This window comes from Pseudomonas sp. PI1 (genome assembly GCF_000812405.1).
GTDB classification, from domain to species: domain Bacteria; phylum Pseudomonadota; class Gammaproteobacteria; order Pseudomonadales; family Pseudomonadaceae; genus Pseudomonas; species Pseudomonas citronellolis.
In genome coordinates this window covers 211497-230769 of the sequence record NZ_JWMC01000045.1, presented here as the reverse complement: position 1 = coordinate 230769, position 19273 = coordinate 211497, and the positions used below count along the sequence as shown (strand labels likewise).

Sequence of the window (19273 nt, the reverse complement as noted above, 5' to 3'; positions counted from 1 at the left end):
GCCGCCTCGCGGCGGCCGCGGACCTTACTTGCCGACGCCCACGCCGTAGAAGGAGTTGAGCGCGAAGGGGCTGATCTTGAAGTCCTCGACCGTCTTGCGCATCGGCTGGTACACGGTGGAGTGGGCGATCGGGGTGATCGGCACCTGCTCCTTGAGGATGTGCTGGGCCTGCTTGTACAGCTCGGTGCGCTTGGCCTGGTCGGGGGTGCGCTTGGCTTCCTTGATCAGCTTGTCGTAGGGCTGGTCGCACCATTTGGAGAAGTTGTTGCCGTTGACCGCGTCGCAGCTGTACAGGGTGCCCAGCCAGTTGTCCGGGTCGCCGTTGTCGCCGCTCCAGCCGATCAGCATGGCGTCGTGCTCGCCGGCCTTGGCGCGCTTGATGTACTCGCCCCATTCGTAGGTGACGATCTTGGCCTTGATGCCGACCTTGGCCCAGTCGGCCTGGAGCATCTCGGCCATCAGCTTGGCGTTGGGGTTGTACGGGCGCTGCACGGGCATGGCCCACAGGGTGATCTCGGTGCCTTCGGGCACGCCGGCCTTCTTCAGCAGTTCCTTGGCCTTCTCCGGGTCGTAGCCGGCGTCCTTGATGCTGTCGTCGTAGGACCACTGGGTCGGCGGCATGCCGTTCACGGCGAGCTGGCCGGCGCCCTGGTAGACGGCGTCGATGATGGCTTTCTTGTTCACCGCCATGTCCAGCGCCTCGCGCACTTCCAGCTTGTCCAGCGGCTTGTGCAGCACGTTGTAGGCGATGTAGCCGAGGTTGAAGCCCGGCTGCGAAGGCATGTTCAGGTTGGCGTCCTTCTTCAGCGACTCCAGGTCCGCCGGGCGCGGGAACAGGGTGATCTGGCACTCGTTGGCCTTGAGCTTCTGCATGCGCACCGAGGCGTCGGTGTTGATGGCGAAGATCAGGTTGTCGATCTTCACCTCGCCGGGCACCCAGTAGTCCTTGTTGGCCTTGAAGCGGATCATCGCGTCCTTCTGGTAGCGGCTGAACACGAAGGGCCCGGTGCCGATCGGCTTCTGGTTGATGTCGCTGGCGCGGTTCCGCTTGAGCAACTGGTCGGCGTATTCGGCGGACTGGATGGAGGCGAAGCTCATGGCTAGGTTCTGGATGAACGCGGCGTCGACCTCGTTGAGGACGAACTTCACGGTGTAGTCGTCGACCTTCTCCACCTTGGCGATGTTGGCGTCCATGCCCATGTCGGTGAAGTAGGGGAATTCGGTGGGGTAGGCCTTACGGAACGGGTGGTTCTTGTCGAGCATGCGCTCGAAGGTGAACAGCACGTCGTCGGCGTTGAATTCGCGGGTCGGCTTGAAGTAGTCGGTGGTGTGGAACTTCACGCCGTGGCGCAGGTGGAAGGTGTAGGTCTTGCCGTCATCGGATACGTCCCACTTCTCGGCCAGGCCGGGGATCACCTGGGTGCCGCCGCGTTCGAACTGGGTGAGGCGGTTGAACACCGTCTCGGCGGCGGCGTCGAAATCGGTGCCGGTGGTGTACTGGCCGGGGTCGAAGCCCGCCGGGCTGCCCTCGGAGCAGAACACCAGGTTGCCGGCGGCGTGGGCGAAGGGAGCGCTGGCGATCAACCCAGCGGCGATCATGGAGCGGATGACGGCATTCTTGCGCATGCTGACCTCAGTTTGTTGTGGTTGTCATCGAGGCACGTCCTTGTGGGGCGTGTCGCCTGAAACTATGCAGGGCACATGCCGGGCGCAAGGGCCACACCCGCCACAGTGTAGAAGCTGTGGGGAAGTCGTAAGGGAATGTCGCAATAACGCAAGAAGCCCGCCGCGGCGCCCGGGCGGGTGGCGCCGCGGCGGGCCCGCATCAGGGCATCTGCACTTCGATGGTGCCGTCGGCGGTCACCGTGACCTGGCTGGTGCCGGCCTCGATCTCCGGGGCCGCGGCGAAGCCGGCGTCGGCCTTCATCGTCGCCATGCGCATCACCGGCATCGGCCGCGGCGCGCCGGCGCTGTTCAGGTTCAGGTTGACCAGGCGGTAGCCCTTGCCGCCGAGGGAATCGGTCAGCAGCTGGGCGCGGGCCTTGAACGCCGCCACGGCGTTCTTCATCAGGCTGTCCTCGTTCTGCTGGCGGGTGGAGTCGGCGATGCTGAAGCTCATGTTACCCATCTTCAGCTTGCCCAGCAGGCTGGCGGTGAGCTGCGACAGAGCGGCGAAGTCCGAGCTTTCCAGGCGCAGCTCGGCGCGTTCGCGCCAGGCGGTGATCTTCTGGCCCTTGTCGTCGTACACCGGGTAGCTGTTGCGGCTGCCCAGGCTGACGGTCACGCCCTTGGTCTTGCGCGCCTCGGTCACCGCGGCGTTGAGGGCGGCGGTGGTCTCGGCGGCGAGCCTGGCCGGGTCGCTGGCCTGGGCTTCGTTGAAGAGGGTCACGTGCATCTGGTCGTGGGCCACTTCCTGGCTGGCCTCGGCGTGCAGCGACACCAGGTTGTAGCGCGGCTCGTCGGCGTGGGCGGCGAAGCTGGTGGCGGCCAGGGCGACGGCTGCGGCCAGGGCGGCGAGGCTTTTCTTCAATGCGGACATGTTCGACTCCTTGGTCCTGTAATGAGTCCCGGGTGCAGGGTAGACGACCCCGCACATGGACAGTCAGACCTATTGACGCAGGTCGGCGTTCAAAGGGGTTGAATCGCGATAGCCTTTATCTCGTATGCTGTGTCGCTATGACGCACCGAGAGGGGAAGGGGCTTGGCTATACTCGCGCAAATTCCGGAATTCACCATGCGCACACCGGTTTTCCAGTTATCCGCCAGCCGGCAGAACCTGCTGCACCTGACGCTCATCCGTATTCTCGTGCTGGCCGCCCAGGCCGGTTCGGTGGGCATCGCCTACAAGGCCCAGTTGATCCCGCTGCCCTGGGCGGCGCTGGGGGTGACCCTCGGCGTGTCCCTGGTGCTGTGCCTGGCCACCGCCCTGCGCCTGCGCGGGCCCTGGCCGGTGACCGAGGTGGAGTACGCGGTGCAGCTGGGCTGCGACCTGATCATCCACAGCGCCCTGCTGTATTTCTCCGGCGGCTCGTCCAACCCCTTCGTCTCCTATTACCTGGTGCCGCTGACCATCGCCGCGGCGACCCTGCCGTGGCTCTACACCATCGTCCTCGCCGGCCTGGCCCTGGCCGCCTACACGGTGCTGCTGGTGTGGTTCCACCCGCTGAATATCGCCCCGGCGCAGCGCGACTACCTGCTGATCTACGGCATGTGGCTGAGCTTCGCCCTGGCCGCCGGGCTGATCACCTTCTTCGTCGCGCGCATGTCCCAGGCGCTGCGCCGCCAGGAACAGATAGTCGCGCAGCGCCGCGAGGAGGGCATGCGCGACCAGCAGCTGCTCGCCGTGGCCACCCAGGCCGCCGGCGCCGCCCATGAGCTGGGCACGCCGCTGGCGACCATGAGCGTGCTGCTCAAGGAACTGCGCCAGGCGCACCCGAAGGACCCGCTGCTGCAGGAAGACCTGGCGCTGCTGCAGGAGCAGGTCAAGCTGTGCAAGGACACCCTGCAGCAACTGGTGCGCGCCGCCGAGGCCGACCGCCGCCAGGCCATCCAGGAACAGGGCGTCAACGAATGGCTGGAGGCGGTGCTGCGCCGCTGGCACCTGATGCGCCCGGAGGCCACCTACCGCTACCTGAACCTGGGCCCGGGCAGCGCCCCGCGGCTGACGCCGCCCACCGACCTCACCCAGGCCCTGCTGAACCTGCTGAACAATGCTGCCGATGCCTGCCCGGACGACCTGGAGATCTGCGTCGACTGGACTGCCACCGACATCTGCCTGAGCATCCGCGACCACGGCCCCGGCGTGCCCCTGGCGATCGCCGAGCAACTCGGCAAACCCTTCTTCACCACCAAGGGCAAGGGCTTCGGCCTCGGCCTGTTCCTCAGCCAGGCCAGCGTCACCCGCGCCGGCGGCACGGTGAAGTTGTACAACCACGAAGACGGCGGCACGCTCACCGAGCTGCGCCTGCCGCGCAGCTATGGTGTGGTGTGAACCCACGCGCGAGGAAGTACCCATGAGCGAAGAGAATCTGTTCGAAGGCGAAGAGCAACCCCACCTGCTGCTGGTGGACGACGACGCCACCTTCACCCGTGTGATGGCGCGTGCGATGAGCCGCCGCGGCCTGCGAGTATCGGTCGCCGGTTCCGCCGAGGAAGGCCTGGCATTGGCCAAGGAGGACCTGCCCGACTACGCCGTGCTCGACCTGAAGATGGACGGCGACTCCGGCCTGGTGCTGCTGCCCAAGCTGCTGGAGCTGGATGCGGAGATGCGCGTGGTGATCCTCACCGGCTACTCCAGCATCGCCACCGCGGTGGAGGCCATCAAGCGCGGCGCCACCAACTACCTGTGCAAGCCGGCCGACGCCGACGACGTGCTGACCGCGCTGCTCTCGCAGCACGCCGACCTGGACAGCCTGGTGCCGGAAAACCCGATGTCGGTGGACCGCCTGCAGTGGGAGCACATCCAGCGCGTGCTGGCCGAGCACGACGGCAACATTTCCGCCACCGCCCGCGCCCTGGGGATGCATCGGCGGACGTTGCAGCGTAAGCTGCAGAAGCGCCCCGTGAGGCGTTAAGGAATTCATAAGACAGGGAGCGCCAACTGGGCGCTCCTTTTTTTTGTGCCGCCCGTGCTGAGCCCTGACTGATGACCGAAAGCGCCGAATACCGTGCCGCGAACGATGCCGTTCGCGGGCATTTCTTCTCCCAGGTGTGGAAACTGACGGCGCCCTACTGGCGCAGCGAAGAGAAGGGCATGGCCTGGCTGCTGCTGATCGTGGTGATCGCCCTGTCGCTGGTCGGCGTGGGCGTCTCGGTGTGGGTCAACACCTGGTACCGCGACTTCTACAACGCCCTGCAGAACAAGGACCTCGACGCCTTCATCCGGCTGATCCTGTACTTCTGCGGGATCGCCGCGGTGGCCATCCTGGTCGCCGTGTACCGCCTGTACCTGACGCAGATGCTGACCATCCGCTGGCGCCGCTGGCTCACCGAGAAGCACTTCGCCGCCTGGCTGTCCGACAAGAACTACTACCGCCTGGAACAGCGCGGCTACACCGACAACCCCGACCAGCGCCTGTCCGAGGATCTCAACAGCTTCACCGACACCACCCTGAGCCTGGGCCTGGGGCTGATCCGCAACCTGGTCAGCCTGGTGTCCTTCTCGGTGATCCTCTGGGGCGTGTCCGGCAGCATCGAGCTGTTCGGCATCAGCATTCCCGGCTACATGTTCTGGGCCGCGCTGCTCTACGCCCTGGTCGGCAGCTGGCTGACGCACCTGATCGCCCGCCGCCTGATCGGCCTGAACAACCAGCAGCAGCGCTACGAGGCCGACCTGCGCTTCGGCCTGGTGCGCATCCGCGAGAACGCCGAGAGCATCGCCCTGTACAACGGCGAAGGCAGTGAGAACGAACGCCTGATGACGCGCTTCCGCAACGTCTGGGGCAACTTCTGGGAGCTGATGAAGGTGCAGAAGCGCCTGACCTTCTTCAGCTCCGGCTACGCCCAGATCGCCATCATCTTCCCGATCGTGGTGGCCGCGCCGCGCTACTTCGCCGGCAAGATCCAGCTCGGCGAGCTCATGCAGATCAACTCCGCCTTCGGCAACGTCCAGGACGGCCTGAGCTGGTTCATCGACGCCTACTCCAGCCTGGCCACCTGGCGCGCCACCTGCGACCGTCTGCTGAGCTTCCGCAACGCCATGGATGAGGTCGCCGGCGAGCACGAGAGCATCGCCGTGCACGCCGCCGGCAACGGCCTGCAACTCAAGCACCTGAGCCTGCGCCTGGGCGACGGCAGCGTGCTGCTGGAGCCCGCCGACCTGGCCCTGCGGGCCGGCGAGCACGTGCTGATCAGTGGCCCCTCCGGCGCCGGCAAGAGCACCCTGCTGCGCGCCATGAGCGGGCTCTGGCGCTACGGCGCCGGGCAGGTGCAGATGCCCGCGGCGCGCACGCTGTTCCTGCCGCAGAAGCCCTACCTGCCGATCGGCAGCCTGGCCACGGCCCTGAGCTATCCGGAGGAGCCCGGCCGGCACAGCCCCGAGCGCCTACGCGAAGTGCTGCGCCTGTGCCGCCTGGAGCACCTGGGCGAGCGCCTGGACGAAGCCCAGCACTGGCAGCGCCTGCTCTCGCCGGGCGAACAGCAGCGCCTGGCCATCGCCCGCGCGCTGCTCTACGCGCCGGCCTGGCTGTTCCTCGACGAGGCCACCTCGGCGCTGGACGACAACGACGAAGCCGCGCTCTACCAGACCCTGCTGGAGCAACTGCCCGGCGTGACCCTGGTCAGCATCGGCCACCGCGCCGACCTCAGGCGCTTCCACGAGCGCCAGCTGCGCCTGGAGGATAGTCACCTGCGGGAGGTCGAGGCGGTGCTCCCGGCCTGAGGGGAGGTGCCTACCTGTCGCGGGGTAGGCCTCCTTCGATAGGATTTTGGGAAAGATCGTGCTGTGAATTCCTTCAGATTTTGCAGGAAAGCTCGCAATTGATTGGCAGTTTTGGGGACTGCTGCATCGTTCCCGGACCCATACCCGGTACCCTCGACGGCTTTGCGGTAAACAGCCCGTCGCATTCGGATTCCGGATATCGCCATGCATGGTCTTTCCCCTTCTGGTCAGGCGTTGACGCGCGAGGCATTGTGCCTGGTGAACCCGCGCCGCTTCCTTGGCCTCGCGCTCGCCGGCGCCGCGGCGCTGGCGCTGCTGGCCTTCGCCGCCGGCCTGTGGCTCGGCCGCGTCATGGCGCCGCCCGCGCCGCTGGCCGAGGCCGCCCCGCAGCAGACGCCGGAGCAGCGCTTCGCCGTGGCGCGCCTGGGCGAGCTGGCCGGGCGCCTGCAAGTGCTGGAAAAGGACGCCGCCTACCTGCTGAAAGTGGTCGACGGCCACGAGGACATCGCCCGCAAGCTGGCGCGCATCGACCCCGGCCTGGTGCCGGAGCAGGCACCGGCACGCGGCGCTGACGGGGAGGGCGGCCTGCTGCTGCCGCCGCGGCCATGCCAGGCCGCGCCGCTGGTCGACGTGCAGCAGGGTACCGCGGCCGCCCGTTGCCTGCGCCGCCAGCTCGACCTGCTGCTGGACGCGGTGTCGCGGCGCAACGCCGACTTCCTCGCCATCCCCACCCATCGCCCGGTGGCCAAGGCGCGCCTGGGCTCGGCCTTCGGCAACCGGGTGGACCCGTTCAACCGCCGCCTGGCCTTCCACTCCGGGCTCGACTTCGCCGCGCCCGGCGGCACCGAGATCCAGGCCGCCGCCGGTGGCCGGGTGGTCGCCGCCGGCCCCTTCAGCTCCTATGGCATCCGCGTGGAAATCGACCACGGCAACGGCCTGCTCACCCGCTATGCGCACCTGTCCAGGACCGAGGTGCGCGTCGGCGACGTGGTGATGCCCGGCCAGCGCATCGCCGCCATGGGCTCCACGGGACGCTCCACCGGCTCGCACCTGCATTTCGAAGTGCTCTACCGCGGCGAGTTCGTCGACCCGCAGCATTTCCTTTCCCTCGGCGACATGGAGAAGGCCCTCGATGCGCTGGCGCAGGACTAGGCCGGCGACCACCCGCGAACTGCTGCGCGCCGAGCACCAGCCGCGCGCCCAGGTGGCGCGCAGCTACCGGCCGCTGCTCTGGGCCGCGCTGGCGCTGGCCATGGCCTTCGCCGCGGTGCATTTCTGGCGCGGCTCGCAGCAGGCCGAAACACAGCAGCGCATCGAAGCGCTGCAGGCCGGCAATGCCGCGCTGGCCGCCGACCTGCAGCGCCAGCGGCTGCTGACCGCCGAGGCCCAGGCCACGCGCGAGCAACTGCAGCGGCGCATCGACCAGATGTCCGGGGAACTCAAGAAGCTCAAGACCGACCTGGCGTTCTACCGCCAGCAGAAACCCGCCAAGTGATCCGCAGGAGGACGAACATGTTCAGCAGCAACAAGAAGAAGGGGCCGCAGGTGGCGGTGGACAGGTTTTCCAGCCTGCTGTCGGGCAACCTGGCGCTGGTGGGCGACCTGGAGTTCGAGGAGGGCCTGAAGGTCCAGGGCCGCATCCAGGGCAACGTGCGCCACAAGCCGGGCACCCAGAGCCTGCTGGCCCTGGGCGCGGAAGGGCGGATCGAGGGCTGCGTCAGCAGCTACGACGCGCTGATCGACGGCACCATCGTCGGCGACCTCTACGTAGAGCACCTGCTGGAGCTGCATTCCAACGCCCGCGTCATCGGCAATATCCACTACCGCCAGCTGAGCATGGAGAACGGCGCCAGCGTCGACGGCAAGCTCACCCGCCTGGACGAGCAGCGTCCGCTGGAACTGCCGGCGCCCGCGAGCCTCCGGGCACGTGCCGAGGCCGAGGAAGCGGAGCCCGCCTGAGGCAAATCGTTAGCACGCGAAGCACCGCCCCTTGCTATGATCGCCGCAGTTCTTCCGCCGGCGTTTCCCCTCCATGCTCGCACTGCTGTTCCAGACCCTCGGCATCACCGCGCCGGTGTTCTCCATGCTGTTCATCGGCGTGCTGCTGCGCCGCGTCGGCTGGATCGACCAGGGCTTCATCCAGACCGCCTCGGCCCTGGTGTTCAACGCCACCATGCCGGTGATGCTGTTCCTCGGCATCTACCATTCCGACCTGCACCGCGCGGCCAGTCCGGCGGTGCTGACGTTCTTCTGCCTGGCCACCCTCGGCGGCTTCCTGCTCGCCTGGGCCTGGGCGCACTGGCGGGTGCCGCGGCAGGAGCGCGGCGTCTACGTGCAGGGCGCCTTCCGCGGCAACAACGGCATCGTCGGCCTGGCCCTGGCCACCAGCCTCTACGGCGAGCACGGCCTGGCCCTGGGCTCGGTGCTCGCGGCCCTGGTGATCCTCTGCTACAACACCCTGGCCACGGTGGTCCTGGCGATCTACAGCCCGGTGCTCAAGTCCGACCCGCTGAGCATCGCCCGCCAGGTGCTGGTCAACCCGCTGATCATCGGCGTGCTGGCGGCCTTCCCGTTCGCCTGGTGGGGCATCGCCCTGCCGGCCTGGGTGCTCACCTCCGGCGACTATTTCGCGCAGATGACCCTGCCCCTGGCGCTGGTCTGCATCGGCGGCACCCTGTCGCTGCCGGCCCTGCGCAGCAGTGGCAGCCTGGCCCTGAGCGCCAGCCTGATGAAAATGGTCTGGCTGCCGGCGCTGTGCACCGCCGCCGCCTGGCTCTGCGGCTTCCGCGGCGCCGAACTGGGCGTGCTGTTCCTCTACTTCGCCAGCCCCACGGCCGCCGCCAGCTACGTGATGGCGCGCGCCGCCCAGGGCAACGCCGAACTGGCGGCCTCGATCATCGTCATCACCACCCTGGCGGCGGCGCTGACCACCAACCTCGGGCTGTTCATCCTGCAGTGGGGTGGGTGGATCTGAGGTGCTCAACCCCGAATCGCAACGTCAGCCGGCAAGTTCGTAGGGCGTATAACCGTTCGCGGTTATACGCCGCTTCACCTAACTCATGCCCGGCGTTGCGGTCGAGCCCGGAGTGTCCCGAAACAGGCGCTCCGTGGCCGAACCCGAAGCGCGCCTGGGATCGAGGTCAAACGGCGGATAACGCCGTAGGCGTTATACGCCCTACGCCCAGCCCTCCCTCGGCGTAGGGCGTATAACCGTTCGCGGTTATACGCCGCTTCACCTAACTCATGCCCGGCGTTGCGGTCGAGCCCGGAGTGTCCCGAAACAGGCGCTCCGTGGCCGAACCCGAAGCGCGCCTGGGGTCGAGGTCAAACGGCGGATAACGCCGTAGGCGTTATACGCCCTACGCCCTGGACAACCTCCCGATGGGGGGCGACCTAAGCAGAATCTGAATTCGCAGACAACATCACTTACTCTGCCCGAAGGCCATTTCAAGCCGTTTTACAGGCGGTTACACTGTCCCCCTTCCAACGCGCGACAAAGGATTGCTCATGCGTTTCCAGGATTCCGCCCGCAGCCTCGCGCTGCTGCTCGGCCTGCTCTGGCTGGCGTCGTCGTATGCCGGGCCGGGGGCCGAACTGTCCAGCCCGGCCGCCGGCTGGCGCTACTCGGGGTTGCTCGACGACCTCGACAGCCCGCGCGTGGCCTATCCGACCCCGCCCATCGACCGTGGCGGCCAGCGCGGCCGCAGCCTGATCGAGGGCGACCTGAAGAACCTCGCCGGCACCGACCGCGCCCAGCGCCTGGTGGTCAACGGCAACCCGCTGCCTCTATACACCGATGCCCAGGGCCATTTCGTCCGCCCCTACGCCTTCGGCGCGGGCTCCAACAGCATCGAGGTGGCCAGCGCCGACGGCCAGTCGCTCAAGCGCGTGCAGTTCTACGAGGCCAACGCCGGGCGCGTGCCGCCGCGGGTGCGCGTGGCGCTGGGCTGGGACGACCCCAAGGCCGAGCTGGACCTGCACATAGTCACCCCCGACGGCCAGCACGCCTTCTGGGCGCGCCCACGGCTGAACAACGGCGGCGGCCTCGACCCGGATGGCGTCGACGGCCCCGGCCCGGAAATGTTCAGCATGGCCGCGCCGCTGCACGGCACCTACCTGGTCTACGTCAACTACTGGGGCAATTTCGGCGCGCAGGGCTATAACTTCCAGGCCGGCGCCAACCAGCAGGACGTGATCACCGCCCAGGTCAACCTGGTGTTCAACGAAAACAGCGTCGACGAGAAGCGCGAGACCTTCGTGGTGCCGCTGCGCACCATCGGCGACCTGGTCCTGGTCAAGACCTTCACCTACTGAAAGCTGTCCCCTGCCAGGGATGAAACGGGATCGAGCAAGCATGAGCGACAACACCACTCCCAGCCCCACTCCTTCCGCCGAAGCCGCACCGGTGAAGCGCTGGCCGCTGATCTTCGGCGGCCTGGTGCTGGCCCTGCTGGTCCTCGGCGGCCTGTTGGCGCGCTACGTCTGGCTGGCGCCGCCGAGCGGCCCGCTGGCCGGGCTGGAGGCGCCGCCGGCCAATGCCCCGGGCCGCGACATCAGGCACCCCGACGCGCTCATCGAAAGCGCCTCGCTCGCCCGCCTGCCCAAGGAACTGCTGGAGGTGCCGCTGCTGCGCGACACCCTCACCGAGGACTTCGTCTTCTACTACGAGAACGACGGCGACCGCCTCGGCCTGTCCGGCAGCCTGCGGCGCATCGTCTACGAGCACGATCTGACGCTGAAGGACAGCCTGGTCGAGGAACTGCTCGACCAGCCGGCCCAGGTCGCCCTGTGGCGCGGCGCCGACGGCCGCCTGCGCGACTTCCTGGTGGTGATGAAGCGCGGCGGCCTGGCCAGGCTGCTGGAGCCGCTGGCGCACATCGCCGCCGACGACAGCCAGCTGCGCAAGGTCGGCGAGCTGAAGGGCGGCGCCAATGTCTACCGCCTGCGCTACAACGCCCAGAAGACCCTGCTGTTCGCCTCCAGTGGCGACTACCTGGTGCTGCTGTCCAACCCGAAGATGCTGTTCCCCGACGCCAGCGACGAGGAGCCTGGCGCGGCCGACGCCCAGGTCAGCGCCGACCTGGCCGCCCTGCTCGGCGGTGACGACGCCTTCCCGCGCGCCTTCGGCCTGGGCCCGCGCGGCGAGCTGAGCCAGCGCATCAGCCTCGGCGCCGGCGCCCTGGCCATGGGCTACCAGCGCTTCATCCCGGCCTTCGCCGGGGTGCGTTTCGACAAGGATGCCAAGGGCTGGAGCAGCTACCTGGCGCTGAACGCGGTGGAGCGCCAGCCGGACCTCGACTTCAGCCCCGTGTGGCAGGCCATGCCCATGGGTGCCAGCGCCTGCGTGGCGCTGCCGCTGACCCCGGGCCTGTACGACAGCCTGCTGGTGCGCCTGGGCGCCGAGCAGAAGATGGCCGCGGCCTTCTCCGAACACCTCTCCGGCGCCGCCGGCCTGTGCTGGTACGCCGACTCGCGCCTGTACACGCCGCTGCTGGTGGCCACGCTCAGCGCGCCGCCCGGCCCGGAACTGGACGCCGACCTGGGCAGGCTGTTCGCCAGCCTGGTGGGTGCCTACGAGGCCAACGCCGAAGGCGGCAACTTCCCGGTGGACGAGCAGAACCAGGGCGAGACCCACAAGTGGCTGCGCCAGGTCAGCTCCAATTTCGGCCAGTACGCCGCCGCCGATGCGGCCGACCCGGACGCCGTCAGCGGCCGCGGCTTCTTCCGCGTCGGCCTGGCGCGGCAGGGCAGCACCCTGCTGTTCTCCCTCGACGACCAGTTGCTGGACAAGGCCCTGGGCACCCTCGACAAGCGCTTCCCGCCGCTGGCCGACGTGCTGCCCAAGGACGCCCTGGTGCCGGCCTACCTGGCGCCGCAGTCGCTGTCCACGCTGCTCCAGCGCGAAACCCTGGAGAGCCTGCCGCAGGACATGGAGCCGGTGTTCCGCAACGCCGCCGACAGCCTGCTGCTGCCGCGCCTGAAGGCCCTGGCCGGGCACGGCGGCTACGCCCTCGGCCTGCCCGCCGGCAGCCGCGCCGAACAACCCTGGCAATGGCTGCCGCTGCAGTGGCGCGCGCTGTGACGGCACGCGCCCTGCTGCTGGCGTTCGGCCTGTGGGCCGCCCAGGCGGCACAGGCCGGTAGCGCGTCGCTCGACCCGCAGCAGTCCCAGGTGTTCCGCGCCTGGTTCGTGCGCATCGCCGAGGAACAGCTGCGCCAGGGCCCCAGCCCGCGCTGGCACCAGCAGGACTGCGCGGGCCTGGTGCGCTTCGCCGCCAACGAGGCGCTCAAGCCCCACGACGCCAAGTGGCTGCGCGCCAACGGCCTGTCCAACCGCTACCTGCCGCCGGAGCTGGCGCTGAGCGACGAGCAGCGCGCCCTGGCGCAGAACTGGCGGCAGGGCGGCGGCCAGGTCGGCCCCTACGTCAACGCCATCAAGCTGATCCAGTACAACAGCACCCTCGTCGGCCGCGACCTCAACCAGGCGCGGCCCGGCGACCTGATCTTCTTCGACCAGGGCGACGACCAGCACCTGATGATCTGGATGGGCCGCAACATCGCCTACCACACCGGTACCAGCACGCCGACCGACAACGGCATGCGCTCGGTCAGCCTGCAACAACTCATGACATGGAAGGACACCCGATGGATACCCGACCCTGCCAACCCCAACTTCGTCGGCGTGTACCGCTTGTCGTTCCTCGCCCGATGAAGCTGCTCGCGCTGTGCGCCGGCCTGGCCCTGGGCGGCCTGCTGGCGGGCGCGCCGGCGCAGGCCCGGGCCGACGACGAGGTGCCGGCAAGCAACTACGCGCCGATCAGCGGCGAGTCGTTCTTCCTGCTCGCCGACAGCAGCTTCGCCCCCGACGAAGAGGCCCGCGTGCGCCTGGAGGCGCCGGGCCGCGATTACCGCCGCTACCGCATGGAGGCCTATGGCGGGGGGGACATGCGCGTCTACCGCATCGACAAGCCGCTGGACTTCCTCAAGCGCCAGAAGAACCTGCACCGGGTGCTGGCCGAGGGGCAGTTCAAGGGCGAGGGGCTGTCCAACACCCTGGCCTACCTGTGGGACAACTGGTACCGCAAGTCGCGGCGGGTGATGCAGCGCGCCTTCTCCTACGAGTCGCGCAAGCAGGTCACCGAGGTGGTGCCGGAGCTGAAGATGGGCCAGGCCATGGCCGCGCCCACGCCCTACGACGCCCAGCCGCAGTACGCGCCGATTCCCGGCCTGCCGCTGGTCGAGCAGTTCCGCTATCCGCTGTGGGACGCCAAGCCCATAGAGCCGCCGGCCGACGTCAAGCTGGCCGGTTCCTCCAGCGAGTTCATCAACGTCTCGCCGGGCAACGTCTACGTGCCGCTGGGCAAGCTCAAGCCGGGGCTGTACCTGGTCGAGGCGCTGGTGGGCAAATACCGCGCCACCACCGTGGTGTTCGTCTCCAGCACCGTGGCGGTGAGCAAGATCGCCGGCAACGAACTGCTGGTGTGGTCGGCGCGCAAGCACGAAGGCACCCCGGTGCCGGATACCCAGGTGCTCTGGACCGACGGCCTGGGCGTGATGAGCAGCGGCCGCACCGACGCCGAGGGCCTGCTGCGCCTGCAGCACGCCAGCCCGGAGCGCTCCTTCGTGATCGGCGAAGACCAGGAAGGCGGCGTCTTCGTCTCGGAAAACTTCTACTACGACAGCGAAATCTACGACACCAAGCTCTACGCCTTCACCGACCGCCCGCTGTACCGCCCGGGCGACTGGGTGGCGCTGAAGATCTACGGCCGCGAATTCAAGAACGCCCGCGACTCCGCCGCGCCCCAGGCCGCGCCGGTGAAGCTGAGCGTGATCGACGCCGCCGGCACCACCCTGCAGACCCTCGACCTGCAACTGGACCCCAAGGCCGGCGCCAACGGCCGCTTCCAGCTGCCCAGCAATGCCGTGGCCGGCGGCTACGAGCTGCGCTTCGACTACCGCGGGCAGACCTACAGCAGCGCCTTCCGCGTGGCCGAGTACATCAAGCCGCACTTCGAGATTTCCCTCGACCTGGCCAAGCCGGACTTCAAGACCGGCGAAGCGGTGAAGGGCAACCTGATCCTGCTCTACCCGGACGGCAAGCCGGTGGCCAACGCCAAGCTGCAACTGAGCCTGCGCGCCCAGCAGCTGTCCATGGTCGACAACGAGCTGCAGTACCTCGGCCAGTTCCCGGTGGAGCTGAGCAGCACCGAGCTTGCCACCGACGCCCAGGGCCGCGCCGCCCTCGAACTGCCGGCGGCGGACAAGCCCAGCCGCTACCTGCTGACGGTGTTCGCCAGCGACGGCGCGGCCTACCGGGTGAAGACCAGCAAGGAAATCCTCATCGAGCGCGGCGCCGCGCGCTATCGCCTGGCCGCGCCGCAGCGCTTCAGCGCGGTGGGCGACAAGGTCGAGTTCAGCTACGCGGCGGAACAGCCCACCGAACTCAAGCCCAAGAGCTATCGCTGGGTGCGCCTGGAGGACCGCTCCACGGGCGACGGCGAGGCCGGCGACGGCAAGTTCGTCATCGCCTTCGACAAGCCCGGCACCTACAGCATCGAGCTGCGCGACGCCCAGGGCCAACTGCTCGGCGGCACCGGCCACGCGGTGAGCGGGGAAGGCGTGAAGGCGGTGCCCGGCACCGTGGAAATCGTCCTCGACAAGACCGAGTACCAGGCCGGCGACGAAGCCCTGGCGCTGATCACCTTCCCCGAGCCGGTGGACGACGCCCTGCTATCCCTGGAGCGCGACAAGGTCGAGGCCACCGCGTTGCTGTCCAGGGGCGGCGACTGGCTCAAGCTGGAGAAGCTCAACCCCACCCAGTACCGCGCGCGCATCCCGGTGAAGCCGGACTTCTCGCCGAACCTGACCTTCTCGGTGCTCTACACCCGCGGCGGCGACTACAGCTTCCAGAACGCCGGCATCAAGGTGACGGTGCCGCAGGTGGAAATCGCCATCGCCACCGACAAGGAACGCTACGAGCCGGGCGACACCGTGACCGTCGACCTCTCCACCAGTTACGCCGGCAAGCCGGTGTCCAGCCAGGTGGCGGTGGGCGTGGTGGACGAGATGATCTACGCCCTGCAACCGGAGATCGCCCCGGGCATCGACCAGTTCTTCTACCACCCGCGGCGCAACAACGTGCGCACCAGCGCCAGCCTGTCGTTCATCAGCTACGACGTGGCCCTGCCGGGCAGCGCCAGCGCGCCGGGGCGCAGCAACCGCAGCGAGCGCGGGGTGAAGGTGCTGGAGCGGCCGCGCCGCGAGGACGTGGACACCGCCGCCTGGGAACCCAAGCTGGTCACCGACGCCGAGGGCAAGGCGCGCTTCAGCTTCCGCATGCCCGATTCGCTGACGCGCTGGCGCATCACCGCGCGGGCCATGGACGGCGACGGCCAGGTCGGTCAGAAGAAGCAGTTCATCCGCTCGGAAAAACCGCTGTACCTGAAATGGAGCGGGCCGAAGCGCTTCCGCGCCGGCGACAGGCCGGACCTCGGCCTGTTCGTGTTCAACCAGGGCGAGCAGGCCAAGGCCGAGCTGCTGGTGCGCTACGCCGGCCAGGAGCAGACCCAGGCGCTGGAACTGGTCAAGGGCGTGAACTACGTGCGCCTGCCGGCCCAGGCCCTGAGCGACGGCGAGTGGAGCGCCGAGCTGCGCCAGGACGGCCAGGTGCGCGACAGCCTGGCCGTGCGCTTCGCCCTGGCCGCCGACGGCTGGCAGGTGCTGCAAGCGCGCAGCCTGCAACTGGCCGGGCAGAACAGCCCGCTGCAATTGCCGGCGGACGCCCGCGACATCCGCCTGCGCCTGGACGACAGCGCCAGCGCGCTGTTCCGCGGCAGCCTCGACGACCTGCTGGCCTACCCCTACGGCTGCGTCGAGCAGACCGCCAGCCGCCTGCTGCCGCTGAGCGTGGCCTACCCGCTGCTGGCCGAGGGCGAGCCGCGGGTGCGCGACCGCCTGCGCCTGATCATGCAGAACAGCCGCCTGCGCCTGGTGCAGATGGCCGGGCCGAACGCCTACTTCACCTGGTGGGGCGACAACACCGACAGCGACGCCTTCCTCACCGCCTACGCCTACTACGCCGACTGGCACGCCAGCCGCGCGCTGCAGATCAGCCTGCCGCCGGAGCACTGGCAGCGCGTGCTCGACCTCTACGCCAAGTTGGCCGGGCAGACGCCGCTGCTGCAACGCGCGCTGATCCTCGGCTTCGCCCGCGACATGCAGCTGCCGGTGCAGACCCTGGTCGGCGGCCTGCTCGACGACCTGGCCAAGGCCGGGGCGGGCGAGGACGCGAAACTGCCGGCCGACGCCGAAGTCAGCCTGGTGATGGCCGAGCCGGACTCCAGCCTCGGCCTGGCCGTGGCGCGGGTGCTGGCCGCGAACCTTGCGCAGCAGGCCAAGGTGCCGCTGCCGGCGGCCTTCGCCAAGCAGTTGGATGCCGCTCGCTTCAAGGTCAACAACAGCGACCAGCCGTTCGCCCAGGCGGTGCAGCTGTCGCTGGCGGCGCCCGACGTCAACCGCGCCCGCGCCCTGCTGGCGCGCCTGGGGCCGCAGCAGTCGACCCTGGAACGCGCCCTGGCGCTGACCTGGCTGCAGCGCGCCCTGGCCCAGGCGCAGGCTCCCGAACCGCTCAAGCCGGGCAAGGACTGGGCCGAGCAGCAGGGCCCCAGCGGCGAGCGCTACTGGCAGTGGCAAGGCCAGGGCGTGCCCGCCGAGCTGACCCTGCAGACTCCGCCGTCGCGCCCGCTCAATGCCTCGCTCAGCTACCGCAGCGCCGAGGCCCCGGCCAGCCAGTTGCCGGTGAGCATCAGCCGCCGCCTGCTGCGCCTGGTGCCGGGGGACAAGGCGTTCGAGTTCAAGGTCGAGGAACTGGGCGACAAGCCGTTGTCCAGCGACGAGCTGTACCTGGACGAAGTGACGGTCAAGACCGAGCAGCCCACCGCGCTGCGCTACGGCATGCTGGAAGTGCCGCTGCCGCCGGGCGCCGACGTCGAGCGCACCACCTGGGGCATCCAGGTCAGCGGCCTGGGCGGCACCGAGGCCACCAGCCTGGAACGCGCGCGCAACGAGCCGGGCGACCTGCACTACGGCATCCCGGTGGACAGCCTGGCCGGCGAACTGCGCTTCCGCCACCTGGTGCGCTTCTCGCAGAAGGGCGAGTTCGCCCTGCCGCCGGCGCGCTATGTGCGCATGTACGCGCCGGCGGAGCAGGCCCTGGAGCAGAACCCGGCGCTGGCCAAGGTGAAGGTGCAGTAAATGGGACGGCGCCTGGCCTGGCTGCTGCTTCTGCTGCCGTTGTGCGCGGCGGCGCAGGCGCCCGTCGAGCTGGCCTGGCGCAGCCCCCAGGGCGACCTGCTGCTGCGCCTGGACCAGCAGCAGGTGCTCGCCCGCGAGCCCCTGCCGGCGGACCTGCGCACGCCGCTGGGCAGCCTGTGGAAACTCTTCGTCTTCGCCTGGCTGGTGGACAACGACCGGCACGAGCCGGAGTACGCCTGCAAGGGCCAGTCCCGCGAGGAGGTGTACTGCTGCTCGGCCGGGCAGAGCATCGGCCGCGACCAGGCGCTGGTGAAGTCCTGCGGCCTCTACTACCAGCCGGCGCGCCTCGGCCTGGACGCCGCCACCTGGCGCCGCTACTGGCAGGAACGCCAGGCGCCTGCCTGGCTGCTCGACCTCGAGCGCCTGCAACCACAGACCGAAGTGCCGGTGGCCGAACTGCTCGACATGCTGATGCGCCTGCCGGCCCAGGCCGAGGCGCGCCAAGTGCTGCTCGACGTGGTGGTCAACGCCGACGACGGCCGCGCCCTGGCCAGCCTGGGCGGGCGCCTGCGGGTGAAGACCTGGAGCTGGCTCGACGAGCACGACCCGCAGTCCCGCCGCGGCGGCTTCGCCGGCTGGCTGGCGGACGGCTCGGCGGTCTGGGCCTCCGGGCCCGGCACCAGCAAGACGGTGCTGGCGCACTACGCCGAAGCCCTCGGCGCCGCGCTGCCGGCGCCCTGGCCGCGCGAGCCGGGGCGCTGCGTGGCGGTGGCGCTGTTCGAGCGCTACCCGCTGCGCGAGGTCTTCGACGTCCAGGGCCGCCCGGCGGCGGCCGGCGGCCTCAGCGGCAGCTACCGGGCGAGCTTCGCGAACGGCAACGACCTGGATATCCACAGCGACGGCGAACTCTTCCTGCAGCGCGACGGCAAGCCGCAACTGGTGGCGCGCCTGGACCGCGAGGAATACGTTGCCCGGGTGCTGCAGCGCGAAGCCGCGGCGACCCCGGTCGAGGCCGCCCGCGCCCTGGCCGTGGCCATCCGCAGCTACCTGCTGCAGAACGCCGGGCAGCGCGGCGAGTGCCTGAGCATCGCCGACAGCAGCCAGCGCCAGCGCGTCGCGCCGCGCCCGGCCACGGCGCAGATGCGCGCCGTGGCGGCCTTCACCGACGGCCTGGTGCTGGCCGGCAGCCCGGTCACCTACCACGCCGACCAGGCCGGCCCGGCGAAACTCTCCTGGCAGGACGCCAAGGCCCAGGCGGTCAACGGCCTGCGCTTCGACGCCATCCTCGCCCGCGCCTTCCCGCAGGCCAGCCTCAGCGCCTGGAACAACCCGGTGGCCGCCTGCCAGCCGCTGCCGGCGGCCGAGGACTGGCTGCGCAAGCAGCGCCGCGCGTGGCGCACGAAGCTTGACGGTGAGCCGGGCTACGAGGAACTGCAAAGCTTCGCCGTGTGCCAGCTGTCCTCCGGGCGCCCCTACGTCGACCGTGAGCGCCAGCGCATCTACGTGCGCGGCCTGTACTCGCTGCAGGACCGCCTCGACCTCACCCACGAATACCTGCACCTGGCTTTCCAGGCGCACCCCAACGGCCAGGACGAGGGCTTCGTCGAAAGCCTCGCCCGCCGCCTGATACTGGAATGACCGC

Annotated in this window: 14 protein-coding genes; 12 read left to right on the top strand and 2 right to left on the bottom strand. The window is 69.2% G+C overall.

The annotated features are described in order from the left end of the window. Positions 1–24: 24 nt before the first annotated feature. Positions 25–1626 (bottom strand): ABC transporter substrate-binding protein, encoded by a 1602-nt coding sequence (locus RN02_RS15985; RefSeq protein ID WP_043315244.1) that lies wholly within the window; start codon positions 1624–1626, stop codon positions 25–27. A 199-nt stretch (positions 1627–1825) separates the two neighbouring features. Next, positions 1826–2539, bottom strand: a complete 714-nt coding sequence (locus RN02_RS15980) for an SIMPL domain-containing protein (RefSeq protein ID WP_043315243.1) — start codon at positions 2537–2539, stop codon at positions 1826–1828. A gap of 195 nt (positions 2540–2734) precedes the next feature. On the opposite strand from RN02_RS15980, the gene RN02_RS15975 reads away from it, so the two are divergent. The 12 genes from RN02_RS15975 (at position 2735) to RN02_RS15920 (ending at position 19269) form a co-directional block, all read left to right on the top strand. Then, a complete protein-coding gene (locus RN02_RS15975) occupies positions 2735–3991 on the top strand; it encodes an ATP-binding protein (RefSeq protein ID WP_009617745.1) in 1257 nt (418 codons plus the stop codon). Between the two features lie 22 nt (positions 3992–4013). Continuing rightward, a complete protein-coding gene (locus RN02_RS15970) occupies positions 4014–4574 on the top strand; it encodes a response regulator transcription factor (protein WP_009617747.1) in 561 nt (186 codons plus the stop codon). 71 nt (positions 4575–4645) lie between these two features. Next, positions 4646–6379, top strand: coding sequence for an ABC transporter ATP-binding protein/permease (locus RN02_RS15965; RefSeq protein ID WP_043315242.1), 1734 nt, complete (start codon positions 4646–4648; stop codon positions 6377–6379). 204 nt (positions 6380–6583) lie between these two features. Further along, positions 6584–7531, top strand: a complete 948-nt coding sequence (locus RN02_RS15960) for a M23 family metallopeptidase (RefSeq protein WP_043315241.1) — start codon at positions 6584–6586, stop codon at positions 7529–7531. Further along, the gene (locus RN02_RS15955; RefSeq protein ID WP_043315240.1) at positions 7512–7874 is read left to right on the top strand and encodes a hypothetical protein; all 363 of its coding nucleotides are present in this window, start codon (positions 7512–7514) and stop codon (positions 7872–7874) included. The genes RN02_RS15960 and RN02_RS15955 overlap by 20 nt, the downstream gene beginning before the upstream one ends. Positions 7875–7891: 17 nt before the next feature. Beyond that, positions 7892–8338 carry a bactofilin family protein gene (locus tag RN02_RS15950; RefSeq protein WP_043315238.1) on the top strand — a complete coding sequence of 149 codons (447 nt, stop codon included), beginning with the start codon at positions 7892–7894 and terminating at the stop codon, positions 8336–8338. A 73-nt stretch (positions 8339–8411) separates the two neighbouring features. Beyond that, the gene (locus tag RN02_RS15945) at positions 8412–9353 is read left to right on the top strand and encodes an AEC family transporter (protein WP_043272334.1); all 942 of its coding nucleotides are present in this window, start codon (positions 8412–8414) and stop codon (positions 9351–9353) included. A 533-nt stretch (positions 9354–9886) separates the two neighbouring features. Next, on the top strand, positions 9887–10693 hold the full coding sequence (locus RN02_RS15940) for a YfaP family protein (RefSeq protein ID WP_043315237.1): 807 nt from the start codon (positions 9887–9889) through the stop codon (positions 10691–10693). A gap of 40 nt (positions 10694–10733) precedes the next feature. After that, positions 10734–12461 carry a DUF2138 domain-containing protein gene (locus RN02_RS15935; protein WP_043315236.1) on the top strand — a complete coding sequence of 576 codons (1728 nt, stop codon included), beginning with the start codon at positions 10734–10736 and terminating at the stop codon, positions 12459–12461. Beyond that, on the top strand, positions 12431–13090 hold the full coding sequence (locus tag RN02_RS15930; RefSeq protein WP_043315235.1) for a DUF1175 domain-containing protein: 660 nt from the start codon (positions 12431–12433) through the stop codon (positions 13088–13090). Before RN02_RS15935 ends, RN02_RS15930 begins: the two co-directional genes overlap by 31 nt. After that, the gene (locus tag RN02_RS15925) at positions 13087–17631 is read left to right on the top strand and encodes an alpha-2-macroglobulin family protein (protein WP_043315233.1); all 4545 of its coding nucleotides are present in this window, start codon (positions 13087–13089) and stop codon (positions 17629–17631) included. The genes RN02_RS15930 and RN02_RS15925 overlap by 4 nt, the downstream gene beginning before the upstream one ends. Beyond that, on the top strand, positions 17632–19269 hold the full coding sequence (locus RN02_RS15920; RefSeq protein WP_043315232.1) for a DUF2300 domain-containing protein: 1638 nt from the start codon (positions 17632–17634) through the stop codon (positions 19267–19269). Positions 19270–19273: the final 4 nt, after the last annotated feature.